Source organism: Brevibacterium sp. MGP-B1 (assembly GCF_057766545.1).
Genome location: NZ_CM173407.1, coordinates 4057807 through 4083641 on the forward strand (window position 1 = coordinate 4057807; position 25835 = coordinate 4083641).

Sequence of the window (25835 nt, forward strand, 5' to 3'; positions counted from 1 at the left end):
GCCCCGACCTCGGGATCATCGCCGCGGTTGCAGCCCCCATCCCCAGGCGAGGAGCTCGGCCAACGACACGCCCTCGGCGTCACTGAGATCCGTGATCTGAGTGCGGCACGAATACCCGTCGGCAAGAACGACCTGCAGCCGGGCGCCTGCACCTGAACGCGTCGCGCGATTCGGCGACGCATCTGTGCCGGACCCTGTCGCACCGGTCGGCGAAGCATCGACTCCTGAACCAGTTCCAGACCCCACACCGGCGGCCCGTCCCCGCTTGCGCAGCGCCGGCAGCAGGGCCACCTCGGCGACGGCGACCGAGGTTTCGAAATGGCCGTCTTCGACGCCGAAGTTCCCGGCCAGTCCGCAGCATCCGCCGAGGAACTCGGTATTCGCTCCAGCCCTGGCCAACAGCTCCTTATCTGCCGCGTTGCCGAAGATCGCCGACTGGTGACAATGCGGCTGCACGAGCGCTTCGATCCCGTACAGGTCCGGCAGTTCGGCACCGATGCTCAGCAGATACTGGGCGAGAGTCTGCACCCGGTCGGCCACTCGGCGCGAGGCCTCATCGGCGACGAGTTTGAGCGAATCATCCTTGAGCGTCGCCAGGCACGAAGGCTCGACGCCGATGATCGGCACCACCCCGGTGGCATCGAGAGCCGTGATCGTCTCCGAGAGATTCGCCTTCGCGGCATCGAGCTGACCGGTGGAGATGAGCGGCAGCCCGCAGCACACGGTCTGGTCGATCACCCGCACGCGCACACCGGCCCGTTCGAGCACAGCGACGGCCGCGGCGAGGATGCGCGGAGCGAAATGGTTCGACCAGGAGTCGGCGAACAGCACGACCTCAGCGTTCGGGCGCAACGAGTTCGAGGCCGGCGACGACGCCTTGGTCGGGGACTCAGCCTTCGAGCGGGACTCGGCAATCGTGCGCGACCCCGGTGCCGCCTCGGCGGCGGTGGTGGTCCACCATTTCCTGAACGTCATGGAAGCGAACTGCGGGATCGAGCGACGAACGTCGATGCCGGCCATCTTCCTCGCCAGGGTCGTCAGCCCCGGCAGCCCCGACACCCGGTTGACGACCGGCGCGAGCGGGGTGATCAGGCGGGCGAGCTGCGGAAGGAACCCGAGCGAATAGTGCTTTATCGGCCGCAGCCGTCCCTGATAGGTCTGGTGCAGGACCTCGGCCTTGTACGTGGACATGTCCGTGCCGGTCGGGCACTCGGTCCCGCAGGCCTTGCACGACAGGCACAGGTCGAGGGCTTCGTGCACCTCGGGGGAGTCCCAGCGAGGCTCGAGCAGATCCCCGGACACCATCTCCTGCAGCACGCGTGCCCGACCCCGCGTCGAATGCCGCTCGTCCCGGGTGGCCTGATACGACGGGCACATGATGCCGCCGCCGGCCGCCGAATCCGCGCGGCATTTGCCGACTCCGGTGCATCGGTGGACCGCCGAGGCGAAACCTGCGGATTCGCCTTCGTAGGCCATCGCCAGAGTGCCGGGCAGCTCCTGGCGAAGCGGCAGCTGAGTCAGGCGGATCGATTCGTCGAGAGCGTCGGGGGCGACGATGACACCCGGATTGAGCAGATGCTGGGGATCGAAGAGGCGTTTGACCTGGGCAAACAGATCGAGCGCCGCCGGGGTGTACATGAGTCGCAGCAGCTCGGAGCGCGCCCGACCGTCCCCGTGCTCCCCGGAGACCGACCCGCCGTAGCGGGCGACGAGCTTCGTGGCCGCGACCATGAAATCGCGCATCACCTGCCCGCCGTTCGGATCCTCGAGCGGGAAGTCCACGCGCATGTGCAGGCAGCCGTCACCGAAGTGCCCATAGGGAATGGCCCACAGCCCGTGCTCCTCGAGCAGCTCCATGAGATCGTGCAGATAATCGCCGAGGTGGTCCACCGGAACCGCCGAATCCTCCCATCCCGCGTGGGCGTCGCGACCATCGGGTGTACGTGAGACCAAGCCGGCGCCATCGGCGCGGATCGCCCACACCTCGGCGGCCGCCCGAGCATCGAGGACCGCGGAGTCAAGTGACTTCGACTCGGAGATGAGGCGCTGAGTCTCGGCCTCGAGCTCGGACTCGTCCTCGCCGGTGAGCTCGACGACGAGCCAGCCCCCACCTTCCGGCAGCGGAGGGACCGCCTCGGCGCCCTTGGTGTCGATGACCCGGTCGAGCATGCGCGAGTCGAGACCCTCGCAGGCGGCGACGGGGAAATCCTTCAGCAGCGGCGCCTCGTGGGCGGCGGCGACCATGTCCGCGTAGCCGAGGACGACCGCCGAGGTGAAGCTCGGATCCTTGACCAGGCGCATCTTCGCCGCGAGGATGACACCCCAGGTGCCCTCGGTGCCGGCGAAGGCGCGGCGGACGTCGAAGCCGTTCTCCGGGAGGAGGGATTCGAGCCCGTACCCGGAGACCTGGCGGGAGAATGTGCCGAAGTTCGTGCGGATGGTGCTGAGGTTCTGTGCCACGAGTTCGTGCAGCCGCGGGAACGTCGTCGAGGCGTCCGAGTCATCGAGGGTGACGACGGTGCCGTCGATGAGCATGATCTTCAGTGCCAGGATATTGTCGCCCGTGCGGCCGTAGCCCAAAGCTCGCGGGCCGCAGGCATTGTTGCCGATCATCCCGCCGATCGTGCAGCGGGTGTGGGTGGACGGGTCCGGGCCGAAGCGCAGACCGTGTGGTTTGGCCTGTTTCTGGAGATGAGCGTGGACGCAGCCGGACTGCACCCAGGCCGACTGTTCCTCCGGGTCGAGGTCGAGAACCGCGTTCATATGGAGAGAGAAGTCGAGGACGATGCCGCGGCCGATGGCATTGCCGGCGATCGATGTGCCGGCGCCACGGCTGGTGATCGGCACACCGAGGCGGCGGGCAACGGAGAGGACACGTGCCACCTCTGCCTCATTGTGAGGGAAGACGATTGCGGCAGGGACGAGCCGGAAGAGCGAAGCGTCTGAGGAGTACGCGGCGCGGTCGGTGTCGTCGATGCTGAAATCACGGATGCCCGCGGCGCGGAACTGCTCGGCGAGTGCGGTGGGAAGCGCTGTCTGGGACTCGTCTTCGTCGACGGTCGCCCGATTCGCTCCGGTGGGATGGGCCATAGTCGTCATGTCCGCATTGTGCCACTTGGGTTGCTGGAACATCGATACCTTCCACGGCGGGGAGTGGCGAGCGAGAGTCATCGTTCCGCCCCAGGGAACGTTATGCGTTCGTTATCTCACGTGCTCAGAACGGTGCTACTCAGTAGCCTGAGTTCCTATATCCGGGAATTCTTGGCGTCTTGCCATATTCATGGTATCTAATGGGACTACACCAATTCGTGGCAACGGGCCACTACATGAATGCAAGGGAAGAAACCATGTCTCGTCGAGCTCGTGAATTGACAGTCGACCAAGCCGCATTAGTCGGGGCGGTCCGAAAGGTCGCGCGGCAGCGATTGAAAATCAACACCGACTATGTGATGGCGATTCTGCGCGCCCGCGAAGAAGGCGCGACCTTCGGTGCGATCGCCGAGGCGGCCGGCACCTCCTCGCAAGCAGTTCAGGAGATCGTGCGCAGGCACGGTCCGGTCAAGCGCAGTGAGCCGAAGGCCGGAGTCGCCGACCCCGCCTGATCCCAGACAACACAGGGACAGAACGGCATTCGCCGGTCACTTTTGTGCTCGCACTTCCCTCGCAGAGACCAGGGCGGTGATCCATACTCGATATGGATCACCGCCCTTGTGCGATCCATGGACGTTCTCTGACGATTTCGTGACCGAATCTTCGTCGGCGCCGGAAGCAGGAATTCCTCGAACGGAGACAACTGGGCTGATGAGAGATGAAAGCCTTCAGGAGAATTCTGCTTCACGTGCGGAAATCGCTTCAAGATTCGACTCTTCGGCTGTTTGTGAAATGTCAGATGCTGAAGTGCCCTGCCGACAACCTCAGGTGCGTTTCCAGCTCGGTGGAAAAGCCGTGCAACCGGAGTTCCCGACCTCCTGGGACGGCTTAGATACAAGAAGTACATATTCGTCGGTGTATTGCAGTCTTGTTACACACGGCGCGGATCTGGGCGGCTCCCGGCCGCCTGCGGACACTCGGGCGAGATGCGGAGAGGGTTGTCTAGAGTGGCGGTATGAACTCCGAGCTCGAATCGCTGCCCGCTGAGATCGTCGACTATCCACTGATCCGCATCGCCTCAGACCTCTCTCTCATGGCGTGGGAGCAGATGCTCGCCTGGAGGCCCCTGCTCGGCGCGAGCCTCGACGCCAGTGTCGTCGACACGAAGACCTCACCGAACGACCTTGTCACTCGTGCCGACGCGCAGATCGAGGCGCTTGTGCGCGGCTACCTCAACCGAGTCAGGCCCCACGACCTCATGGTCGGCGAAGAGGGTTCGGAAGCCCTCGACCCCGTCGAATTCTTCCCGGTGGACTTCCTGTTCAAACTCCACGCCTTCGATCCGGAGACCGGTGCACTCAACGAGGCTGCTGACGACGGTCCGCGTCTGGAATGGCATGTCGACCCGATCGACGGCACCGTCAACTATGTCCGCAACATCGAACACCACGCGTTCTCCGTCGGAGTCTGCGCGGCCGCAGATGAGGCAGCTGCCGGCCGCGGACTCGGCGACTGGCAGATCGGACTCGTCGCCTCGCCGGGGTTGGATGCCACATGGCTGGCGGCTGCCGGTCGCGGTGCCTTTCGGGTCGACGGGCGCTTGGCCGACCACCGCGAGGCCGGCTCCGCCATTCCGGCGCGACGACTGCACGGGACTCCGCCCGGGCTGTCCGGCAGGCTCCTGGCCACCGGATTCGCCTATGCTCTGAGGAACCGCGGGGCCCAACTGGCCAAGCTCGACGACCTCATGACCGGCTACGACGATATCCGCCGCTGCGGATCGGCGGCACTCGACCTGTGCATGGTCGCCGAAGGTCGGGTCAACGGCTACGCCGAACGCGGACTGGGCATCTACGACTACGCCGGTGGGGCTGTCATCGTCGAAGAGGCCGGACTCAAGGTCAGTCGCGGAGGATCCGGCGGGCCGACCGCCGCGGCAGATACTGAAGAAGAGGTCGACCGCCTCATCGCCGCTATCTGATCTGAGGCCCACCACGCATCCACCCCACCGCGCGCCCATCTGCTCTCACTTCAGATGTGATGCAGATAACGTCATACTTTTTTGACTTTATTTTCAAAGCATAGGCTAAGCTTACTTTCAGTGTGCGCACACGTTTTTCTCATACGTACATTCCTGAAAGTGGGACCCCATGGTTTCGACTCGCCTTCAATTGAGCGCCCTGGCAGGCGTTGTCGCTCTGACTCTGGCCGGCTGCGGCTCGGCAGACTCCGATTCGGCTCAGGCCGAAGACTCCGGATCCACGATCGAGGTGGAGGACAACAACGGCAAGCAGACCGTCGCCTCCCCGCCGAAGTCCGTTGTCGCCACCGACAACCGCACGTTCCAGACGCTCAGCGACTGGGGCATCGAACTCAGCGGCGGCGCCGTCTCCCTGATGAGCGACGACCTCGGCTACACGCAGGATGATTCCATCCTCGACCTCGGCAGCCACCGCGAACCCGACCTCGAGAAGGTCGTCGAGGCCAAGCCCGATCTCATCGTCAACGGTCAGCGATTCGCCCAGTTCCATGACGACCTGGCCAAGCTGGCCCCCGAAGCAACCGTGCTCGAACTCGATCCCCGCGACGAAGAGGACTTCGATGCCGAGCTGCGCCGCCAGACCGAGGTCCTCGGCGAGGTCTTCGGAAAGCAGGATGAAGCGAAGAAACTCGTCGACGACTTCGACGCCTCCATCGAGCGCGCCCAGAAGGCCTACGACGACAACGACAAGGCCATGGGCCTGATCACCTCGGCCGGCGACATCGGCTATGCTGCACCGTCGGTCGGCCGCACCGTCGGCCCTGTCTTCGACATCCTCGACCTCGACCCGGCCCTCGAGGTCGAAGAGGGCAGCGAAGACCACCAGGGCGACGACGTCTCCGTCGAAGCCATCGCGAAGTCGAGCCCCGACCTCATGATCGTCCTCGATCGCGACGCCTCCTTCGCGCCTGAAGAACGCGACGAAGGCTCGGCCCCGGCCGCCGAAGTCCTCGAAGACTCCGAAGCACTCAAGGACGTTCCTGCGATCAAGGATGACAAGATCGTCTACTTCCCCGAGGACACCTATCTCAACGAAGGCATCCAGACGTACACCGAGTTCTTCAACGACTTCGCCGACAAGCTCGAAGCTCAGAAGTGATGACCCTCGCCGAGGCGGCCCGACGTCGGAACGAAGCCCGACGCAACCGGACGGCTGAGTCCCCGCAGGGAACGGTTGATCCGTCCCCCAGCGGGACGGCAGTTTCGTCCGCACGTGGGGCCGCCTCGGCGAAGGCACCTCTGTTCGGATGGCCCCTGCTGTTGGGCATCGTCGGGGTCGCCATCCTCCTCGCGCTCTCGCTGCTCACCGGCGTCTACGACATCTTCGGCGGTGACGGCGGGGCCGAGATGTTCCAGATCACGCGGATCCCACGCACGATCGCCCTCGTCCTGGCGGGCGCCGCCATGGCGATGTGCGGATTGGTCATGCAGCTGCTGACCCAGAACCGCTTCGTCGAGCCGACGACGACCGGCACCACCGAATGGGCGGGGCTCGGCCTCATGCTCACCGTCATCGTCTATCCCGATGCCTCGATCGTGGCGCGAATGGTCGGCGCGATCATCGCTGCGTTCGTCGGCACCCTCGTCTTCTTCGTCTTCCTGCGCCGTGTGTCCCTGAAATCCTCGCTCATCGTGCCCATCGTCGGCATCATGCTCGGCGCCGTCGTCGGCGCCGTCTCGACATTCATCGCGGTGCAGACGGATATGCTGCAGTCGCTGGGCATCTGGTTCGCCGGCAGCTTCACGTCGATCCTGCGCGGCCAGTACGAGACTCTGTGGCTCGTCGCGGCCGTCGTCGTCGCCATCTTCATCCTCGCCGACCGCTTCACCGTGGCAGGGCTCGGCAAGGAGATCGCCACCAACGTCGGTCTCAACTACAACCAGGTCCTGCTGCTGGGCACCGTGTTCGTGGCGATTGCGACCGGTGTGGTCACCGTCGTCGTCGGCAACCTGCCGTTCCTCGGCCTCATCGTGCCGAACATCGTCTCGCTCATCCGCGGCGACGACCTGCGCTCGAACCTGCCCTGGGTATGCCTGCTCGGCATCGCGATCGTCACCATCTGCGACCTCATCGGCAGGATCATCGTCATGCCCTTCGAAGTCCCCGTCTCCCTCATCCTCGGCGTCGTCGGCGCGGCCGTGTTCGTCGCCCTGCTGCTGCGTCAGCGAAAGGTCGGGTGAGTTCCGATGCGCGCGAAGGACGAATCCCCGGTCGACACCGGCACCGAGGCGGCCGATCCGGCCGCGGCCACCGACGTTCCCGGTGAGGATCGTCTGAGCTCCGCGAACGAAGCCAGCGGGGAGCGGTCCGGTACAGGCGCACGGGACGGTGGGCTGCCTCGGCGAGGGTCTGCCTCTGTCCGCAGGTCGTCGGGCCCGCTTCCGACGGCGAAGTCGGCGCGTCGCTACTGGATGATGATCATCGTTCTCGCGGTCGCCTCGGCGGGGATCGCTCTGGGCATCCTGGCCTGGGACAACCCGATGCCGATCACGGACCCGGGGTTCTGGCTGATCGCGGAGCTGCGGCTGACGAACCTCGTCGTCATCGCCATGGTGGCGCTGTGCCAGTCGTTCGGCACGGTCGCCTTCCAGACGGTGACGAACAACCGGATCATCACGCCCTCGATCATGGGATTCGAATCCCTCTACGTGGCGATCCAGACCTCGGCGATGTACTTCTTCGGGGTCACGGCGATCGTCGAACTCAAGGGACTCGTGCCCTTCGTCGTCCAACTCGTGCTCATGGTCGGGCTGTCGCTGGCGCTCTACGGGTGGCTGCTGTCGGGGCGGCATTCCTCGGTGGCGCTCATGCTGCTCATCGGCGTCGTCATCGGCGGCGGCCTCGGATCGGTGGCGACATTCATGCAGCGGACGCTGACGCCGAGCGAGTTCGACGTCCTCTCGGCCCGCTTGTTCGGGTCGATCTCGAATTCGGATTCGAGCTACCTTCCGGTGTCGATCCCGCTGTGCGTGCTGGCCTGCCTCGGGCTCTACCTCTGTTCCTCACGCCTGAATGTGATGGCGCTGGGCCGCGACATGACGAGCAATCTGGGGCTCGACTACAAGGGCGAGCTGCTCAAGGTCCTCTTCTTCGTCTCCATCCTCATGGCGGTGTCCGTGTCGATGATCGGACCGATGGTCTTCCTCGGGTTCCTCGTCGCGATGCTCGCCTACCAGTTCGCCGACACCTATGACCACAAGCGCCTCTTCCCGATGGCAGCCCTCCTCGGCTTCGTGGTTCTGGGTGGGGCGTACTTCGTCATGAAGAACATCTTCTACGCCGAGGGGGTCGTGTCGATCATCATCGAGATCATCGGCGGCGGCGCCTTCCTGCTCGTCATTCTGAGAAAGGGGCGCCTGTGATCACGCTCGAATCGGTCCGCAAATCCTACGACGACGAAGTCTCGATTGGGCCCGTCGATCTGCAGATCCCTGCCGGGGGAGTCACCGCTCTGGTCGGGCCGAACGGCGCAGGGAAGTCGACTCTGCTGACGATGATCGGGCGGCTGCTCGGGATGGATTCCGGTGCGATCTCGGTCGCCGGTTATGACGTCGGCTCGACGAAGTCGAAGGATCTCGCGAAGATCGTGTCCATCCTGCGGCAGGAGAATCACTTCATCACCCGACTGACGATCAGGCAGCTCGTCGGCTTCGGGCGTTTCCCCCATTCGAAGGGGCGATTGACGACCGCCGATGAGGAGATGATCTCGCAGGCGATCGACTTCCTCGAGCTCGGTGAGCTGGAGAATCGGTTCATCGACGAGCTCTCCGGCGGGCAGCGGCAGCGGGCGTATGTGGCGATGGTGTTGGCGCAGGACACCGACTACGTGCTGCTCGACGAACCGCTCAACAACCTCGACATGAAGCGATCGGTGCAGATGATGCAGCACCTGCGCCGGGCCGCCGCCGAGATGGGGAGGACCATCGTCATCGTCCTCCACGACATCAACTTCGCCGGTCACTACGCCGACCACATCTGCGCGGTCAAAGACGGCGCCGTCATCGAATTCGGTGCGCCCGAGGAGATCATGACCGGCGAGGTGCTGTCTCGGGTGTTCGACACCCCCGTCGACGTCATCGACGGACCCCGCGGTCCCTTGGCGGTGTACTTCTGAGGCTTCTGGCTGTGTGCTTCTGAGTCCGGTCCGGGTGCCGGGGGCGGCCGGTCGTGTGTGAGGTCTGCCCGTGCGGTGGCTGGCTTGGCCCGCGTTCCGATGCCATCGGCGGTCCGTGTCGAATGTGCGGTTGACCGCAGTAGTGGAGACCTGTGTCACAATTGTTGCCGAGAATCCCTTGCTTAAACATCTAGAGTTGATAGTATTCTGATGACCCGCAGGGCAGATCACCGAAGAACTGCCTCTTCATAGAAACCTCGAAGCCGCGACATTTCAAGGGGGAGGCGTTCAACTTCAGGCTTTTCGGGGCGCATATCATCGGCTTGTGGTCCGATCTGTTCGGATTCCGGGCCGTTTAAAGAAACACATTCATAGGTTTTAGTTCAGCGAACCTTGTCGTGCCAGTACTTCGTTCCCGCCGGGAACGTCCACGTCCCATACGTGGTTCGAGGAGACCGTTGTCGGACCGAAGGCACAGTGCAGGGTGAGCTTCGACTCCAAAGAAGGAATCGGGAGCATGGACACTCAATCATCACTCGACCCCGTTGCGGGCAGCACTGCTCACGACGAGGGCGGAGATTTCAAACGGGATATGGGATTCTGGGGCAATCTCGCCCTCGGATTCACCTATCTGTCCCCAGTAGTCGGCGTGTATGCGACCTTCGCCGCTTCGATGGCGCTGGCCGGCCCGCCGGCATTCTGGATGCTCATCCTCGCCGGAGCCGGGCAGCTCCTCGTCGCGACTGTCTTCGGCGAGGTGGTCTCCCAGTATCCGATCGCCGGAGGGATCTATCCCTGGAACAAACATCTGTGGGGGAAGAAATGGGGGTGGATGAGCGGGTGGATCTACATGATCGCCATCAACGTCACCATCGCCTCTGTCGCCTACGGTGCCGGACCTTTCCTCGGCGCGCTCCTGGGCATCGAGATGTCACCGATCGCCAACGTCCTGTTGGCGCTGTTCATCATCTTCCTCGCCACCATCGCCAACCTGTGCGGGACGAAGTTCTTGGCCAATGTCGCGTTCGTCGGCTTCGTCGTCGAGATCTTCGCGACGGCGGCGATCGGCGTCTGGCTGCTGCTCACGGTGCGCAAACATGACCTGTCGGTTCTGTTCCAGGACTTCCGCCCGGCCGACCTGCAGGACCAGACTCCGTTCGCACTCGCCTTCATCGGCGCTGCGATCATGGGCATCTACCTCTACTACGGATTCGAAGCCAATGGCGACGTCGCCGAGGAGGTGCGCAATCCCGGTCGAGTCATCCCCACGGCTATGCGGATGACGATCTACGTCGGCGGTCTCGCCTCGATGTTCATCGCTCTCGGCCTGATCCTGGCCGTCGGCAGCTTCGAAGACATCATCAACGGAACGATTCCGGACCCGATCACCGTCATCTTCATGGAAGCCTTCGGCCCGGTCGGCTTCAAGCTGGTGATGGCTGTCGTCCTCGTGTCGTTCCTGTCCTGCACGATCTCACTGCAGGCTGCCGCATCCCGACTGATGTACTCGATGGGGCGAGACAATCAGCTTCCGTTCTCGCATCTGCTCGCGAAGTTCAGTCGGACTCGTGCGGTTCCTCCGTACGCACTCATCGTGGCCGGTGCGATCCCGTCGGCCGTCATCCTCATCTCACTGCTGAGCGAGAATGCGCTGCTGGCCATCATCTCCTTCGCTTCCTTCGGCATCTACCTGGCCTTCGCCTCGGTGGTGTTCGCCTCCATCAGGGCGCGAGTGAAGGGCTGGAAGCCCAGCGGCGAGTTCACCATGGGCAAGTGGGGATGGCTGATCTCGATTTCAGCGTTGGTCTATCAGATCTTCGCCATGGTCATCGTCGTGTGGCCGGTGCCGGATGTGCCTTGGTACGACGCTTGGATCGTGGGGCTCATGTCGTTGGCCGTCGTCGGAATCGGCGCACTGTATCTGTTCATGTCCCACCCCGAGCGCCGTGGGCGAGAAGGCGGGGATGCTGCCTCGTTCGCGCAGGCCGTGCCCGAACTGACGTAGCTCGACTGATTCCGGGTTCTGCTGGGCGGCTCCACCGCCTCGCAGATGAATGAGAGCGGCTCCTGTCGATATCGACAGGAGCCGCTCTGGTAGGTCGAGGCGCCGGCAGCTGTTCGACTCAGCTTTCGCCGACTGAGCTTCTGCCGACTCAGCTTTCGCCATCGCGGTAGAGCAGGCTGAGGTCCACACCGCTCACATCGAGAGGCACGCGCGAGTATCCCGGCGGCATCACAGCGATGCGCACACCGGTGCTCAGCTCTCCCGAGTTTCCGACGAGCACCTGATTGTGCCGGCTGAGCAGAGCTGCGCCGTGCCCGAGCGGAGCGAGCATCCGAAGCAGTTGCGACTCGACGTCATTCATGAGAATGTCCATTCCGGCGACGCCGACTCTGCGGTCGTTGACATGGCACGGCACGGTGAGAGTGAGAATGTAGTCATCGACGCCGAGGTGGTCGATATAGGGGCCGGCCAAAGTCCGGCTCCCGGCGTTGAAACCGCCTTCGAACCATTCGAGGTATTCGTAGTCGTAGAACCGATCCGAGCTGCGATCGAGGATGAAGTCCCGCCGTGCCACGCCGTCGCCGTCGGTGATCCACCACTCCAAGCGGGCGGTCGACGGTTCGAGGAGGTCGAGCTTGAAGATGAGTCCGGCTCCATCGAATCCGGGATGGGCGCTGAGGAAATCAGAGACAGCCGCTCCCAAACCGGCACGAGCAGTCGGACCGACTTCGAACGGAGGCCCCCCGGCGAAGTCAGTCGTGAGATGAGTGCTGAGCGTCCGTTCGAGCTCTTCCAGATCGGCGAACAGTCCGTCTGCCCACGCAGAGAGTTTCTGCACAACGCCACGCACCGATGGATCGGTCATGTCGCTCCTCCTTACTGCACCGTCGCCTGGTTCGCGTCGTGCGACTCGATGGTCAGCTTGACGTCGATGAGACTGTAGACAGTCTTCCTGATATTCGCTTCGACCGCACGCTCGGCCCGGTCGATGTCCTGAGCGGCGACAGCTTCGACGATCTCGGCATTGTCGGCGAGGACCTCGTGCTTCTGGGCAGCTGCCCCGGCAGGAGACCATTTCAGGGCCAGGATCTCGCTCTGCAGGCGCATGGATGCGCGCAGCAGCCTCGGCGATTGTGAGACGACCCCGAGCTGTGTGTGGAAGCGGGAGTCAGCGGCCGAGCATTCTGCCAGTGTCATCGCGTCCTCGAGCCTCTGTGCGGCATGGCGGAGTTCGCCGACGGCCTGGGAATGAGCGCGCTGACAGGCCAGGCGGACGATGCCGGTGGCGACGGCGGTGTGCTCATCGCCGTAGTCGCGGTAGGCCACGATGGACAGGCTGGCGAGGTAGGTGCTGATCTGTTCGTCGGAGGGGAAGGGGACTTTGACGATGAAGGTTCCGCCGCCTCGACCCCGACGGGTTTCGACGATTCCTTTGTCTCGCAGCAGCGCAAGACTCTTGCGCAGCGTCGCCACGGCGACATTGAATTCCGCGGCCAGCTCGACCTCGGCAGGCAGGCGCTCGCCGACAGAGATCGATCCCAGAGAGATCGCAGACACGATCTGATCGGCAAGGGCGTCGCCATAGCCGAACGGTCCGCTCGATCCGTGAGAAGCAAGCACGTACCTGAATGCCTGGCTCAACAGTCCTGCACCTCCTGAGGTTGCATCGCTTGGCTCGATCCTACCGTCTGGACGGAACCGGCCCGGCGACTTCGGCGAGTGCTCCAGGAGCGGGGCGGCCGAGAGCTCAGACGTGCGCGGCGGAGACGACCGAGGGCAGCCACTCGAGCGCGACATCGCTCGGCAGATCCCAGGAAGACGCGTCGTGGCGGCCGTACTCCCCGACTCGTTCTGCGCCGAGTTCGGTGAAGCGGCGATCGATGTGCTCGCTGCCCTGCGAGTAGGTCTCTTCGTAGAAACTGTCACCGAGACCGAACATCGCATAGCGGACGCCGGTGAGATCGCCCTCGAACTCGGAGAACTTGGCGAAGAAGTCCTGGGCGGTGTTGGGCAGCTCTCCGTCGCCGTGTGTTGAACACACGACGATGTAGAAGTTCTCTGCCGTGATGGACTCCGGTTCGAAGTCCTGCAGATCCGAGACTTCGGCAGAGCCGCCGTCGGCAGTGATCTTGTCGGAGAGGTCCTGAGCGATGAGCTCGGAGTTTCCTGACTCGGTTCCATAGAGGACGACGATGTTCATGACTATCCTTTCACCAGAGGTCGTGAGGGGGCGGTATGAGTGTCGGCGGCAGTGCCGTTCGCTCGGAGTTCCGCGACGGTGTCGAGCATCTCGGCATGAGTGCGGAACTTCGTCCGGACTCGGGAGGGTTGGGCGTTGGCCACTTCCGCGGCATCGATGTTCTGCCAGTCAGCGAAGCTCACTGCCTGGCTGCGGAGCGTCTCGGGAAGCGACTCGAATCCGCCGGGGTCGTCTCCGATCGGGCACCTGCCCGACTCGACGTCGGCGATGATCTCCTTCGCGACCTGATGGGCGTCGGCACGGTTGGCAGGAATGGCTCCGACCGGGCCGCGCTTGAGCCAGCCAGCGCGGTAGAGACCACATTCGAGTCGGCCCGGTCCGTCGGACGGGGCGAAGTCGTATTCTTCGGCATAGTGCCAGTGGCCGGGCGCATTGACGTCGAAGCCGATCGCCGAGATGACAGTGTCGGCCTCGATGACGCCGGCCACTCCGGCAGGCGCCTCTGCGAGGTGGACCGACTCGACACGGTCGCCGCCCCGGATGCGTGATGGGGCGGCGCCGAAGACGAAGCGGACTTCCGCGCGAGTCCGCGTGGGTTCGAGGGCTGCGAGATCCGCGAAGGCCGCTTCTCGTTTGCGGCCGAGAGTGTTGTCCTCGGCGGCTGCGGACGAATTGTCGACCGTGAAGGCGACGCCGGGGATCTTGCCGAGCTCGCGGACCATGGCGACATCGGCTTTGGCCGAAGCGATCGGCGAGCGGCTGAGCACCGTAATTTCGCGTGCAGGCCGCGCCAAATAGGCATCGAGGGCCTCTGGGCTGATATCGCTGTCGACGTAGTCGGACGCGGTCTTGATGAGGAACCGCACCATATCGAGAGCGACGTTGCCTGCTCCCACGACCACGACCCGTTCGCCGATGTCAGGCATCGGCAGGTTCGGTCGGGGGACCGTGTTGAGGGCATTGACGATGTCGCCGGCGACGAGCACTCCGTCCAGATGCGATCCCGGAACCGTGAGCGCACGATCGCGCCAGCGCCCCGTGGCGAGGACGACGATGTCGAAGGCGTCGCGCAGCTCGGCCAGGTCGATGTCGCGGCCGACCTCGACGTTTCCGGCGAAGCGGAAGTCCTCCGAGCCGAAGTTGCGATCGAACTGCCGGGTCACGGCCTTCGTGTGCTGGTGGTCGGCGGCAACACCATAGCGGATGAGTCCGTAGGGTGCGGCGAGACGATCGAAAATCGTGATCTCTGCATCTTTCCAGTGACGTCTCAGCGCCTGCGCCGTGAAGCAGCCGCCCGGCCCGCTGCCGATGACAGCAATGCGGCGAGGTGTCTGGGCATTCATTGTTCGGCCTCCATCGGTCGACGATTTCTCCATTGAACTCCGGTGATCGTCCACCAGTCGTCATGATCGCCGGGCCCGTCTGTGACGGCAGATTCGGGACGTCTGTCAGCGATCGGGGACAGAAATCAATAACATCTGTTTGTCAATCATTGCGGATCGGTGTGGATTCGGCAACCCCTCGCTGCCGGATCTTCTGCGGATGCCGGGCGCCTGCTGTCCCGAAGAGGGCGATTGAATGCTTGGTACTAGGGATTGACTGGTGTCGGTGCATCTGCTCCCGCAGCATGGAAATTGCCGTTGAGGCCTTGCAGGACCGCGGGGACTGTGATTTGATTCATAAAGATCATTCATTCATAAGTGAATGTTTAGTTCAGGCGTAGATCAACGAGGATTCGCGGGAGTGTGAACACGATGACCACCACGGTCGATACAGCAGAGATTCCGTATCTCGACATCTCAGACCCGGCGTTCGCCATGGCCTCAGAGCAGGTCAGGGACGCACGGGAGCAGTCATGGATCGCCAAGACCAACTACGGCTTCGCAGTGCTGCGCTATGACGAGGTCGCCGCCCTCCTCAAGGATCAGAAGCTCTCACAGGGCAGCGCGCGGTGGCCCGATCATCACGGCGTCCACTCGGGCGCCTTCCACGAATGGTGGAGGCGGAATCTGCTCGTCCTCGAAAGCGATGAGCACCACCGCATCCGCCGACTCCTCAACCCTGCATTCTCGCCGTCGATGGCGCGCAAGCTCGAACCGGAATTCGCAGAGATCGCCAAAGAGCTCATCGCCGCCTTCGTCGACAAAGGCGAATGCGACTTCGTGCGCGACTTCGCCGAACCGTTCGCAACGCGTGCGCTGTGCGCGATGATGGGCCTCGACCACAAGCATTGGCCATTCATCGCCTCTCGTGCGAACACCGTGGGCTACGCGCTGTCGGTCGAGGTCAAGGAGAAGATCGACGAAGTCGACGAGGCGGTGAGAGAGCTGTACGCCTTCGTCGAAGACCTCATCGAGGAACGACGGGCCGAACCCGGTCAGGATGTCGTGTCCCGCCTCGTCCACTTCAGCGAATCGGGAGACAAGCTGGACGCCGAGGAACTGCGCAACGCCCTCGTGCTCATGCTCTTCGGCGGGATGGACACCACCCGCAACCAGCTCGGTCTGGCCATCCAGACATTCATCCGGAACCCCGATCAGTGGGAGATCCTCGCACAGCGACCCGAGCTGGCCAAGCAGGCGCTGGAAGAAGTGCTGCGCGTCAATCCGACGACGCGGTGGGTGACCCGGGAAGTCATCGAGGATTTCGACTTCCAAGGCGTGCACTTCGAAGCCGGTACAACGGTCCATCTGTTCACCCATAGTTCCGGTACCGATGAGCGCGCCTACCCCGATCCCGATATCGACATCACGGCCGAGGACAGAAGGCCCCACTTCACTTTCGGCGGCGGAATCCATCACTGCCTGGGCCACTACATCGCGAGAGCCGATATGAGCCAGGCACTGCCGCTGCTGGCCGCCACGATCACCAATCTCGCCTGCCCCGGAGGCGACAGCTGGCTGCCGGACTCGGGGAACACCGGACCGATCAGGCTGCCGCTGACGTTCGACGTCCGGAGCTGAGAAGCGAAAGCCCGGCACGCTGGCAACTCAGAACGATAAGAGTCCACCAGCCCGGCGAAACGCCCGACTCACCACCGACCGCACACAACTTCGGCACCCGCCGAACACAGAAACCGGCATCGTCGCCGGTCCGCGAGAAGAGGAATGATGACCATCACGACCCCGCCCACCACTGAAGATCCGTGCCTGCAGGAGATCCTGCGCCGGAGAGATTCGGCCGACACGAACCTCGCCGAGGCCTTCAAGACCTCGATCCAGGACGATCTCCTCGACAACAGCGCCCTCGAACGCCACCATTCGGCGAATATGGACAATGACACCGTCGAGGAGATCAAAGAGAAGATCGAGCGTTCGGGCGTCGAATACCTCTACTACATGGTGCCGACGCTGCGGTCGCGCACCGTGGCGAAGATGGTGCCGGCCAAGCACATCGTGCGCAACCTCGACAAGGGCGTGAACTTCACTCGAAACGCCCTCATGGACTTCCAGAACGATGTATTCGGCAACCCCATCGGTGCCGACATCCGGTCGAAGGAATTCGTCGCGATGCCCGAACCGGAGTCTTTCAACCAGCTCCCCTGGGACAAATCGATCGGCCGGATCTTCTGCTCGACCTACGAACCGGACCACCTCGGCGAGATTGCCGGCCGACCCAACTTCCATGATTCCCGCGCTCATATGAAGCGCACACACCAGCTTCTCAAAGATCACTTCGGACTGACCATGAAGTCGGGAACCGAACCCGAGATGGTGTGGGTCGGAGAGTCGATCAAGCCGAAGACGATTCCGGGCTACAACCCCGCCTACCAGGTCGAATACCTCGAAGGCATGCGCCCCATCTACAAACGCGTCCACGAATACGCGAATGCTCTGGGCTTCGACATGATCGAAGGCGACTACGAGGACAAGGGGCAGATCGAGCTCAACTGGAATTTCGACGAGATCGAGCGGACCGCGGACCGCCTGGTCACCTATCGCCAGATCTGCTCCCAGGTCGCCCGCGAGTTCGACGTCGAAGCCTCCTTCATGCCCAAGCCGTTCATCGGCGAGATGGGCGCAGGATGCCACCACAACATCTCCCTGTGGGACGAAAGCGGCCGCAACACCTTCGAGGATGAGGGAGTCAAAGACCTGCACCTCTCGCAGATCGGACGCTGGGTGGTCGGGGGCATCATCAAGAACGCCCCCGCGATGATGCTCATCTTCGCCTCTACCGTGAACTCGTACAAGCGCTTCTGGGACCCGGGCCAGTTCGCTCCTGCTACCGCGGACTGGGGTCTTGACGATCGTGCCTCGATGATCCGCATCTCCTCGAACGGCCGCGCAGAAGTCCGGGTCCCCGATGCCTCGGTCAATCCCTACCTCTCCCACGCGCTGCTGGCTGCGGCTGCCGCTGATGGAATCGGAAACCAGGTCGAACCACCGGAAGCGGGAGCGAAGGGCGTCGACTTGCCGCGGACACTCGGTGACGCCGTCGAAGCGTTCCGCGACAACGAGTTCATCCGCACCGCGCTGCCTCCTCAGCTCGCAGACACCTATCTCGAAATGAAGGAGAACGAATGGGCACAGTACTGCGGTGCGCTCACGCAGTGGGAATTCGACCAGTACTGGCAGGCAATCCCGTGAGCGGCGTCCTGCGCCTGGCATGCATCGACTCGGCCGCCGCACCGCTGTTCGACAAATCGACCGACGGCGGAGTGACCCGCACCGGCTACGAACCCGAGGCAGCTGCGCTGGTCGCCGATGCTCTCGGCCTCAGCCTCGAATGGCACGTGGTGGCCTGGGACGACATGATTCCGTCGGTCCAGCGCGGCGAAGCCGACGGCGTGTGGTGCGGGCAGGGAATCATTCCCTCCCGCGTGGCACAGCTCGACTTCACCCGCCCCTATGCCGTGTTCAACGAGTCCGTGCTGGTGCGTGCCGGCGATCCGGCCCGCGGTCCGGAGGACCTCAACGGCTACAGGGTCGCAGCGATCGAGGGCAGCGCGAACATGGCACTGGCCGAAACGTTCGCCGGAGCCGAACTCGTTGCGTTCGGCCCCACCGATGATGTCTTCGGCGACATGATCCAAGCAGTCCGCGACCACACCGTCGACGCGATGGTCGACGACGATGTGGTCACCGTTCCCCTCGGCGATGAACCGGAGTTCGATCTCGCCTTCACGGCCCAGACCCGGAACCCCTGGGGCGTCGGAGTGTCGAAGGAACGACCGGACCTGCTGGCGCGGCTCGATGCAGGGATTCGGCAGGTCATCGACGACGGCTCACTCGAACGCGTGTGGACGGAATGGATGCCGCATCTCCCGTTCCCCGCAGAGACTCTCGAAGCGGGACAGGCGACGACCTCTGCCGCCGTCGATTCCCAAGGAGCCTCGGCGTGAGTGAGAAGCCGCTCATCGGCGTCCCCGCGATGTCCTCGGCGAAGGTGAATGGACTGCGCCATTCCGGCAGCGTCGTGGCGGATGCCGTGCTCCGTGCCATCGCTCAGGCCGGGGGAGAACCGGTCATCATTCCACCGGTCGTGACCAGCGGACTGCTGTCCCATGTCGACGGCATCGTGCTGCCCGGCGGTTCGGACATCGATCCCAGGCGCTATGGGCAGGAACCGGATCAGACGTACGCGGGCACGGACTTCGCCGACCAAGACCAGGCCGATGCGAAAGCCATAGCGGCCGCTGAAGAACAGGGCATTCCCACCCTCCTCATCTGCCGCGGACTCCAGCTGTGGAACGTCGAACGCGGAGGCAGCCTCTACCAGCATTGGCCCGAGGCCGGAGTCGGCCACGTCGGAGCCGTCCATGCGGTCGAGGTGACGGAGGGATCGAGACTGGCCGATGCTCTCGGCCTGGCCGGTGCGGTCGATGTCTCCAGCTATCACCATCAGGCCATCGACCGCCTCGGCGAGGGTCTGCTGGTCACTGCCCGCGCCGCGGACGGCTGCATCGAAGCCGTCGAAGATCCGAACCATGCGATCGTGGCGGTGCAATGGCATCCCGAGGATCGCGCGGAGACCGAGCCCGTCGACAGTGCACTCTTTCACTGGGTGGTCGCTCAGGCGAGAGATCGCAGGCACAGTCGCATCGGGGCCGCCGTCTGAACCGTCATGGCGGCCGGGAGCCTCGGCGCACGGTATCAGCCACACTGTCGATGGATGAATCCACCAGTCCAAGGAGCGAAGTGAATCCGAACGTCCTCACCCACGACGAGGTGCTGAGGTCCGCACCCGCTGAGACAGCGGATGTCGAGATCGCGGTGGTCGTGCAGCTGAATATGCCCGGTCAGACCGAGGATTCGGTCTCCCTGCAGCGGGACCTCACCGTCACGGCCGTCGATGACCTGCACCGCCTCGGTGCTCGGGTCGTCATCCACGACGTCGGGGGTGAGAGCGCACCGGACGCGGATGTCGTCGCTCGAGCCGACGGCATTCTCGTGCTCGGTGGAGGCGATGTCGATTCCCAGCTGTACGGGCACGCCGGGCCGGTGCCGAACGAATACGGCAAGGACCGGCGGGCCGATGATCGGGAGATCGCGATCATCCGGACGGCGATCGCCGAGGATGCCACTCTGCTTGCGCTCTGCCGGGGCTCGCAGCTGCTCAACGTCGCCTGTGGGGGATCGCTCATCCCCGACCTCGACCCCTTCGACCTGCATAAAGGTGCTCCGGGGCAGCCGCTGTTCATCGATGAGACCGTGGCGCTGATTCCCGGGACCATCATCCACGACCTCTACGGGCAGGACGAACTCACGGTGCGCAATGGCCATCACCAGGCCGTCGACCGAGTGGGGGAGGGTCTGTGCGTGGCCGCACGAGCCGCCGACGGCGTCGTCGAAGCCACCGAGCGGATCGAGAACTCCTGGATCCTCGGAGTGCAGTGGCACCCCGAGGAGAACGGCGCCGATGTTCGTGACCGCCAGGTCCTCTTCACCGCTTTCCTCAATCAGGTGAGGGAGCGGAAAGCGGCGGCACTTACGGTCTGAGTTCGGCGCCTCCCGAACCCGATGGACCCGCCCCGCGTCGGCGTCTCCCGGACCCGACGGGCCCGTCCCGGGTCGGCGTTCCGGTGGTGTTCGTCACCGACCGGAACCGGCGCGTACATTGGGCTTGACTGCCCCCGACCGATGGGTAGAGTAGCGAGCATGAGCGCATTCTCGCGGGTGAGAGGCCGAAATCCGGCATAGGAGATGTCGGTTGCGAATCGGGTCCGAACCACCCGGTGCGACGCAGGCATTCCACTTCATCCGAGCGAATCGACGCTGTCCAGCCGACGTCACCGGGAGTAGCAGTGTTTCTCAGTCTGTATGAACAAGAGCGGTTGATGATCTACACCGCCGGAAAGCTTGCGCTCGAGCGCAAAGAGCGCGGCCTCAAACTCAACCTGCCCGAGGCGACCGCGATCATCACCTCGTACTTGCTCGAAGGAGCGCGCGACGGCAAGTCCGTCGCCGACCTCATGGAATCTGGCCGCCATGTGCTGGCCAAGGAAGATGTCATGGAAGGGGTTCCCGAAATGCTCACACAGGTTCAGGTAGAGGCGACGTTCCCCGACGGAACGAAGCTCGTGACGGTGACGGGGCCGCTGCAATGATGAGCAACGAGAACGCTCCCGGCGAGCAGAACGAGGACACGCCGCCCCGCGACGACAACCCCTTCGAGAACGACGAGCTCCAGCCCGAGGAACGCGACGTCGAGCCCGAACACGCCACCGACGACCCCGGCCGAGAATACGACGAGGCCGAGACCACCGTCATCGACGAACCAGGCATCGACGACGACCGCGAACGCCACCCCTCCTCCGGCGAGAGCAGCCCGTCGAGCCCCCGCCGTCCCGGTTCCGGCACACGTCAGGCGCCCCGGCAGGAACACGACGCTCCGGTCACCTCGGCCGATCGCGTCATCCCCGGGGAGATCTTCCTCAAGGACGAACCGGTCGAGATCAACGCCGGATTGGCCGTGACGTCTCTGCGCGTGGCCAACACCTCGGACCGTCCGATCCAGATCGGATCCCACTTCCATTTCGCCGAGGTCAACCCCGGCCTCGAGTTCGACCGTGCCCGCGCCTGGGGCAAACGCCTCAACGTGCTGTCCGGCGGCGCCATGCGCTTCGAACCCGGAGCCGATGAGGAAGTCGAACTGATCCCGATCCAGGGTGCGCGCATCGCACTGGGATTCCGCGGAGAATGCAGAGGAGAGTTGGATGGCTGAGATTTCGCGTTCGGAATACGTCGCGTCGTTCGGACCGACGGTCGGTGACCGGGTGCGCCTGGCCGATACCGACATCGTCATCGAGATCGAGAAGGACTACTGCGCAGGCGGCGACGAGGTCGTCTTCGGCGGCGGCAAGTCCGCCCGCGAATCGATGGCGCAGTCCTCGCGCACCCGCGCCGAGGGCACCCCCGACCTCATCATCACGGGAGCGATCATCCTCGATCACTGGGGCGTCGTGAAGGCCGATGTCGGCATCCGCGACGGCAAATTCGTCGCCATCGGCAAGTCCGGCAACCCGGACACGATGAATGGCGTCCACCCGGACCTCGTCGTCGGTCCCAACACCGAGGTGGCCAGCGGCAATGGTCTGATCATGACCCCTGGCACCATCGACACCCACATCCACTTCGTCGGCCCCGACCAGTTCGAGGTCGGCCTCATGGCCGGAACCACGACGATGGTCGGCGGCGGCACCGGACCCACCGAGGGTTCGAAGGCCACCCTGGCCACGCCCGGCCCCTGGTGGCTGGCCCGGATGTTCGAGTCGATGGACCCGTGGCCGGTCAACGTCCTCTTCCTCGGCCGCGGCAACACGATGAACGAAGAGGCCCTGTACGAGCAGCTGCGCGGCGGAGCCGCCGGCTTCAAGATCCACGAAGACTGGGGCGCGACCCCGGCCGTCATCGACAAGGCCCTGTCCGTGGCCGATGACACCGGAGTCCAGGTCGCCATCCACTCGGACACGCTCAACGAAGCCGGATTCGTCGAAGACATGCTCAAAGCGGTCGCCGGCCGGACGTTCCACTCCTTCCACACCGAGGGAGCCGGCGGCGGTCACGCCCCCGACATCATCAAGATCGCCTCGGAGCTCAACGTGCTCCCGGCCTCGACGAACCCGACCCGCCCGTTCACGGTCAACACCGTCGACGAGCACCTCGACATGGTCATGGTCGCCCACCACCTCAACCCGCAGGTGCCCAACGACCTCGCCTTCGCCGAGTCTCGCGTCCGCGCCGGCACCATCGAGGCCGAGGACGTGCTCCAGGACCTCGGTGCCCTGTCGATCATGTCCTCGGACGCGCAGGCGATGGGCCGCATCGGTGAGGTCGCCATGCGCACCTGGCAGACAGCGCACCAGATGAAGAAGCTCCGCGGCCCCCTGCCCGGCGACGACCGGGCCGACAACAACCGGGCCCGCCGCTATATCGCGAAGTACACGGTCAACCCGGCCATCGCCCACGGCATCGACTCCTATGTCGGTTCGATCGAGCCGGGCAAACTCGCCGATTTCGTGCTCTGGCAGCCCTCGATGTTCGCCGTCCGCCCGCACACCGTGTTCAAGGGCGGAATGGCCGCCGTCGCCGCTCTCGGCGACCCGAACGCCTCGATCCCGACCCCGCAGCCGGTGTCCGAACGTCTCGGATTCAACTATCGGACCGCCTCGGCGGCGGCCACGAGCCTCGCGTTCGTGTCCGAGCAGGCCATCGACGACGACATCGCGGACAAGCTCGATCGCGTCCAGCGCGACTTCGTGCCGATCACCTCGACGCGCAAGGTCACGAAGGACGACATGATCGGCAACTCCGCCCGCCCCGACATCGAGGTCAACACGGACACCTACGCGGTCAAGATCGACGGGGAACTCGTCGAACACCGGCCGGCCGACTTCGTGCCCATGGCCCAGCGCTACTTCCTGTTCTGAGGCAGCGCTTGAGATCTCGTTCCGCACTGCTCGTCCTCGCCGACGGGCGCCTGCCGTCCGGCGGGTACGCCCACTCGGCGGGGCTCGAGCAGGCCATCCGTCAAGGCTGGGTCACCGATATCGCCGGGCTGCGCGACTTCCTGCGCGGTCGCCTGCACACGACGGGGCTGATGAACGCGGCCTTCGCCGTCGCCGCCTGGAATGCCGTGGACGAGTCCATCCTCGCCGAGGCGGCCCCCACCCGATCGTCGGACGCCGAGGCGGCCCCCGCCCGATCATCGAACGTGGAGTCGGCCTCCGGCACGGCATCGACGACTTCCACTGCAGAGGCCCTGCTCGATCTCAACGCCGAACTCATCGCGCGCACCCCGTCCCCGGCCCTGCGCCGGATCGGGGCCTGGCTGGGCACACTCATGCTGCGGTCGTTGCGCAGCATCCACCCGCACCCGCTGCTGGAGACCCTGCCCAAGGACCTGCAGCAGCCGCTCGTCTACGGTGCGGTCGGCCGGGTGCTGGGCCTGTCCGATGCCGATACGGCCGCGACCATCCTCCACGAGGCGGTCACGGGACCGGCGACGGCAGCGGTCAAGCTCATGCACATCGACCCGTTCCAGGCTCATGGCGCGATCATCGACCTCGCCGCCGACCTCGACGACGCAGCCGACCGTGCCACCGACTTCGGCCGCGGCGACCCGGCCGAGATCCCGGCACTGAGCGCACCGCTGTCGGACTTCGCCGCCGAACTGCACGAGGGGGACAATGTTCGACTCTTCGCTTCCTGAGACCTGGGCGCTCAACCCGAAGGGCTCGGCCAGCGGCATGACCTGCCGGGCCTCGGTCGCCACATCCACGGACGGCATCGGCTCGAGTGGTCGCACCCGCTCCCGCATCGACGGACTGCGACGCCAAGCCCCGCTCGTACCGCGCCCCACCGGAGCCAGCGGATTCGAACCCTTTGTCGACGGCGATCCGGACATCGCCAGGGTGGCACTGACGACCGCGGCAGCCGGCCCCCTCGGCGGCGATCATTACATCTTCGACGTCCACGTCGGCGCAGGCTCGACCCTGCTGCTGCGCGAGGTCTCGGCGACCCTGGTCCTGCCCGGAGCTCATGGCGACCCCTCGCTCATGCACTGCCGCGTCACGGTCGAATCCGGCGGCACCCTCATCTGGGTGCCCGAACCCGTCATCGCCGCCCAGGGCTGCCACCACACGCACCGTGTCGACATCGACCTCGCCGAGGATGCCCGCCTGTTCTACCGCGAAGAGCTGCTGCTCGGCCGCCACGGTGAAGAACCGGGAAGCCTGAGTTCCCGACTCAATGTTCGCCGAGGCGGCCGAGCCTTGAGCATCCAACGCTTCGATCTCGGCCCCGCCGGGAAGGGCTTCGACACCCCGTCCGTGGTCGGAGGAGCACTCGGCGTCGGTTCGGTCGTCATCGTCGAACCCGACGGGGGACTGCCGGATGCGACCGTGATCGCCGACCCGAAATCGGCTCTGCTGCCCATCGACGACACCTGCGTGCAGGTCAACTCGCTCGGCGATGACGGGCTGGCCCTGCGCAAACGCCTCGATGCGGCACTCGCCGCTCTCGGCGAACCCTGGGGCAGGGAGACCGGCTGGTCCGCGGTGCCCCGGTGAACGGGCGCCGAAATGAGAGCCCACCGGCCGCCCACCTGGGCGAACACGGAATCGCCGGGGCCGCCTCGGCGAGGCGATGAGATTTTCTGAACGCACACGACAACCAGGAGGAGAACATGAGCAACGGAAAGCGCGCACTGCGCCTGGGAATCGCCGGACCCGTCGGGACCGGCAAATCCTCGTCGATCGCGAACATCTGCACGGCCCTGGCCGACGAGTTCCGCATCGGCGTCATCACCAACGACATCTACACCGACGAGGACGCCCGCTTCCTCAAGGCCGCAGGAGTCCTGCCCGAAGAGCGCATCCGCGCCGTCGAAACCGGCGCCTGCCCGCACACCGCGATCCGCGATGACGTGAGCATGAACCTGCTCGCCGTCGAGGGACTCGAAGAGGACTTCGACCCGCTCGACATCGTCCTCGTCGAATCCGGCGGCGACAACCTCACCGCGACCTTCTCCCCGGCACTCGTCGACGCCCAGCTCTTCGTCCTCGACGTCGCCGGCGGCGGCGACGTGGCCCGTAAGGGCGGACCGGGAATCGGCCGCGCCGACCTGCTCGTGATCAACAAGATCGACCTCGGCGAGCACGTCGACGTCGACGTCGAGCAGATGCTCGCCGATGCCCGTGAGGCGCGCGAAGGCCACCCCGTCCTCGGTGTCTCCCGGAAGATCCCCGAGACCGTCGAAGCCCTGGCCGACTGGGTTCGCGAGGTCCACGCCCGCTTCGTCAAGGGCGACCACACTCCCGTCGATCCGGGCCCGATGGCTCCGCATTTCCACGCCGACGAGGATGCCGAGGGCGGCGGATACATGCATACCCACGACGAGGGCGAAGCCGCGCACAGCCACTGATGACACCAGCGTCGAGGT

Annotated in this window: 23 protein-coding genes; 18 read left to right on the top strand and 5 right to left on the bottom strand. The window is 64.7% G+C overall.

The genetic code is table 11. The features are described from left to right. Positions 1 to 15: 15 nt before the first annotated feature. Positions 16 to 3099 carry an FAD-binding and (Fe-S)-binding domain-containing protein gene (locus AC3CD9_RS18425; RefSeq protein WP_488365447.1) on the bottom strand — a complete coding sequence of 1028 codons (3084 nt, stop codon included), beginning with the start codon at positions 3097 to 3099 and terminating at the stop codon, positions 16 to 18. Positions 3100 to 3425: 326 nt separating this feature from the next. On the opposite strand from AC3CD9_RS18425, the gene AC3CD9_RS18430 reads away from it, so the two are divergent. From AC3CD9_RS18430 to AC3CD9_RS18460, 7 genes are all read left to right on the top strand, one after another. Then, entirely contained in the window at positions 3426 to 3602 is a 177-nt protein-coding gene (locus tag AC3CD9_RS18430) for a hypothetical protein (RefSeq protein WP_172172182.1), read from the top strand. Between the two features lie 503 nt (positions 3603 to 4105). After that, on the top strand, positions 4106 to 5071 hold the full coding sequence (locus tag AC3CD9_RS18435; RefSeq protein WP_488365449.1) for an inositol monophosphatase family protein: 966 nt from the start codon (positions 4106 to 4108) through the stop codon (positions 5069 to 5071). A gap of 169 nt (positions 5072 to 5240) precedes the next feature. Further along, a complete protein-coding gene (locus AC3CD9_RS18440; protein ID WP_488365450.1) occupies positions 5241 to 6230 on the top strand; it encodes a siderophore ABC transporter substrate-binding protein in 990 nt (329 codons plus the stop codon). Then, the gene (locus tag AC3CD9_RS18445) at positions 6230 to 7312 is read left to right on the top strand and encodes an ABC transporter permease (protein ID WP_488365451.1); all 1083 of its coding nucleotides are present in this window, start codon (positions 6230 to 6232) and stop codon (positions 7310 to 7312) included. Before AC3CD9_RS18440 ends, AC3CD9_RS18445 begins: the two co-directional genes overlap by 1 nt. Positions 7313 to 7318: 6 nt before the next feature. Then, the gene (locus tag AC3CD9_RS18450) at positions 7319 to 8494 is read left to right on the top strand and encodes an iron chelate uptake ABC transporter family permease subunit (protein ID WP_488365452.1); all 1176 of its coding nucleotides are present in this window, start codon (positions 7319 to 7321) and stop codon (positions 8492 to 8494) included. Beyond that, positions 8491 to 9246 carry an iron ABC transporter ATP-binding protein gene (locus tag AC3CD9_RS18455; RefSeq protein ID WP_488365453.1) on the top strand — a complete coding sequence of 252 codons (756 nt, stop codon included), beginning with the start codon at positions 8491 to 8493 and terminating at the stop codon, positions 9244 to 9246. The genes AC3CD9_RS18450 and AC3CD9_RS18455 overlap by 4 nt, the downstream gene beginning before the upstream one ends. 517 nt (positions 9247 to 9763) lie before the next feature. Further along, positions 9764 to 11251: an APC family permease gene (locus AC3CD9_RS18460; RefSeq protein WP_488365454.1), complete on the top strand. Its 1488-nt coding sequence runs from the start codon at positions 9764 to 9766 to the stop codon at positions 11249 to 11251. Between the two features lie 148 nt (positions 11252 to 11399). Here the strand turns inward: AC3CD9_RS18460 and AC3CD9_RS18465 are convergent, their stop codons facing one another. The 4 genes from AC3CD9_RS18465 to AC3CD9_RS18480 all read right to left on the bottom strand — a co-directional run bounded on the left by AC3CD9_RS18465 (position 11400) and on the right by AC3CD9_RS18480 (position 14794). Next, the gene (locus AC3CD9_RS18465) at positions 11400 to 12116 is read right to left on the bottom strand and encodes a cache domain-containing protein (protein WP_488365455.1); all 717 of its coding nucleotides are present in this window, start codon (positions 12114 to 12116) and stop codon (positions 11400 to 11402) included. An 11-nt stretch (positions 12117 to 12127) separates the two neighbouring features. Next, on the bottom strand, positions 12128 to 12892 hold the full coding sequence (locus tag AC3CD9_RS18470; RefSeq protein ID WP_488365456.1) for a FadR/GntR family transcriptional regulator: 765 nt from the start codon (positions 12890 to 12892) through the stop codon (positions 12128 to 12130). A 106-nt stretch (positions 12893 to 12998) separates the two neighbouring features. Next, on the bottom strand, positions 12999 to 13451 hold the full coding sequence (locus AC3CD9_RS18475; protein ID WP_488365457.1) for a flavodoxin domain-containing protein: 453 nt from the start codon (positions 13449 to 13451) through the stop codon (positions 12999 to 13001). A 2-nt stretch (positions 13452 to 13453) separates the two neighbouring features. After that, entirely contained in the window at positions 13454 to 14794 is a 1341-nt protein-coding gene (locus AC3CD9_RS18480) for an FAD-dependent oxidoreductase (RefSeq protein WP_488365458.1), read from the bottom strand. 411 nt (positions 14795 to 15205) lie between these two features. Here AC3CD9_RS18480 and AC3CD9_RS18485 point away from each other — a divergent pair, with 411 nt between their 5' ends. The 11 genes from AC3CD9_RS18485 (at position 15206) to ureG (ending at position 25817) form a co-directional block, all read left to right on the top strand. After that, positions 15206 to 16414 (top strand): cytochrome P450, encoded by a 1209-nt coding sequence (locus AC3CD9_RS18485; RefSeq protein WP_488367582.1) that lies wholly within the window; start codon positions 15206 to 15208, stop codon positions 16412 to 16414. A 147-nt stretch (positions 16415 to 16561) separates the two neighbouring features. Then, positions 16562 to 18040, top strand: a complete 1479-nt coding sequence (locus tag AC3CD9_RS18490) for a glutamine synthetase family protein (protein WP_488365459.1) — start codon at positions 16562 to 16564, stop codon at positions 18038 to 18040. Continuing rightward, positions 18037 to 18795, top strand: a complete 759-nt coding sequence (locus tag AC3CD9_RS18495) for a substrate-binding periplasmic protein (RefSeq protein ID WP_488365460.1) — start codon at positions 18037 to 18039, stop codon at positions 18793 to 18795. Before AC3CD9_RS18490 ends, AC3CD9_RS18495 begins: the two co-directional genes overlap by 4 nt. After that, the gene (locus AC3CD9_RS18500) at positions 18792 to 19511 is read left to right on the top strand and encodes a gamma-glutamyl-gamma-aminobutyrate hydrolase family protein (RefSeq protein ID WP_488365461.1); all 720 of its coding nucleotides are present in this window, start codon (positions 18792 to 18794) and stop codon (positions 19509 to 19511) included. Before AC3CD9_RS18495 ends, AC3CD9_RS18500 begins: the two co-directional genes overlap by 4 nt. Before the next feature lie 80 nt (positions 19512 to 19591). After that, positions 19592 to 20392, top strand: a complete 801-nt coding sequence (locus AC3CD9_RS18505; protein ID WP_488365462.1) for a gamma-glutamyl-gamma-aminobutyrate hydrolase family protein — start codon at positions 19592 to 19594, stop codon at positions 20390 to 20392. A 305-nt stretch (positions 20393 to 20697) separates the two neighbouring features. Continuing rightward, on the top strand, positions 20698 to 21000 hold the full coding sequence (locus AC3CD9_RS18510) for an urease subunit gamma (protein WP_092009102.1): 303 nt from the start codon (positions 20698 to 20700) through the stop codon (positions 20998 to 21000). Beyond that, a complete protein-coding gene (locus AC3CD9_RS18515) occupies positions 21000 to 21617 on the top strand; it encodes an urease subunit beta (RefSeq protein ID WP_488365463.1) in 618 nt (205 codons plus the stop codon). Before AC3CD9_RS18510 ends, AC3CD9_RS18515 begins: the two co-directional genes overlap by 1 nt. After that, positions 21610 to 23322: an urease subunit alpha gene (locus AC3CD9_RS18520; RefSeq protein ID WP_488365464.1), complete on the top strand. Its 1713-nt coding sequence runs from the start codon at positions 21610 to 21612 to the stop codon at positions 23320 to 23322. The genes AC3CD9_RS18515 and AC3CD9_RS18520 overlap by 8 nt, the downstream gene beginning before the upstream one ends. An 8-nt stretch (positions 23323 to 23330) precedes the next feature. Beyond that, positions 23331 to 24104 (top strand): urease accessory protein UreF, encoded by a 774-nt coding sequence (locus AC3CD9_RS18525; RefSeq protein ID WP_488365465.1) that lies wholly within the window; start codon positions 23331 to 23333, stop codon positions 24102 to 24104. Next, complete coding sequence (locus tag AC3CD9_RS18530) at positions 24082 to 24963, top strand: urease accessory protein UreD (RefSeq protein ID WP_488365466.1); 882 nt, start codon at positions 24082 to 24084, stop codon at positions 24961 to 24963. Before AC3CD9_RS18525 ends, AC3CD9_RS18530 begins: the two co-directional genes overlap by 23 nt. 116 nt (positions 24964 to 25079) lie before the next feature. Further along, positions 25080 to 25817: an urease accessory protein UreG gene (gene ureG / locus AC3CD9_RS18535; protein ID WP_139906761.1), complete on the top strand. Its 738-nt coding sequence runs from the start codon at positions 25080 to 25082 to the stop codon at positions 25815 to 25817. Positions 25818 to 25835 lie beyond the last annotated feature (18 nt).

Coding starts and splice junctions, on each gene's coding strand:
- AC3CD9_RS18490 (WP_488365459.1), top strand. CDS start 16,562: ATGACCATCACGACCCCGCCCACCACTGAAGATCCGTGCCTGCAGGAG.
- AC3CD9_RS18530 (WP_488365466.1), top strand. CDS start 24,082: ATGTTCGACTCTTCGCTTCCTGAGACCTGGGCGCTCAACCCGAAGGGC.
- AC3CD9_RS18465 (WP_488365455.1), bottom strand. CDS start 12,116: ATGACCGATCCATCGGTGCGTGGCGTTGTGCAGAAACTCTCTGCGTGG.
- AC3CD9_RS18485 (WP_488367582.1), top strand. CDS start 15,206: ATGACCACCACGGTCGATACAGCAGAGATTCCGTATCTCGACATCTCA.
- ureG (WP_139906761.1), top strand. CDS start 25,080: ATGAGCAACGGAAAGCGCGCACTGCGCCTGGGAATCGCCGGACCCGTC.
- AC3CD9_RS18520 (WP_488365464.1), top strand. CDS start 21,610: ATGGCTGAGATTTCGCGTTCGGAATACGTCGCGTCGTTCGGACCGACG.
- AC3CD9_RS18450 (WP_488365452.1), top strand. CDS start 7,319: ATGCGCGCGAAGGACGAATCCCCGGTCGACACCGGCACCGAGGCGGCC.
- AC3CD9_RS18515 (WP_488365463.1), top strand. CDS start 21,000: ATGAGCAACGAGAACGCTCCCGGCGAGCAGAACGAGGACACGCCGCCC.
- AC3CD9_RS18460 (WP_488365454.1), top strand. CDS start 9,764: ATGGACACTCAATCATCACTCGACCCCGTTGCGGGCAGCACTGCTCAC.
- AC3CD9_RS18480 (WP_488365458.1), bottom strand. CDS start 14,794: ATGAATGCCCAGACACCTCGCCGCATTGCTGTCATCGGCAGCGGGCCG.
- AC3CD9_RS18475 (WP_488365457.1), bottom strand. CDS start 13,451: ATGAACATCGTCGTCCTCTATGGAACCGAGTCAGGAAACTCCGAGCTC.
- AC3CD9_RS18445 (WP_488365451.1), top strand. CDS start 6,230: ATGACCCTCGCCGAGGCGGCCCGACGTCGGAACGAAGCCCGACGCAAC.
- AC3CD9_RS18440 (WP_488365450.1), top strand. CDS start 5,241: ATGGTTTCGACTCGCCTTCAATTGAGCGCCCTGGCAGGCGTTGTCGCT.
- AC3CD9_RS18425 (WP_488365447.1), bottom strand. CDS start 3,099: ATGACGACTATGGCCCATCCCACCGGAGCGAATCGGGCGACCGTCGAC.
- AC3CD9_RS18435 (WP_488365449.1), top strand. CDS start 4,106: ATGAACTCCGAGCTCGAATCGCTGCCCGCTGAGATCGTCGACTATCCA.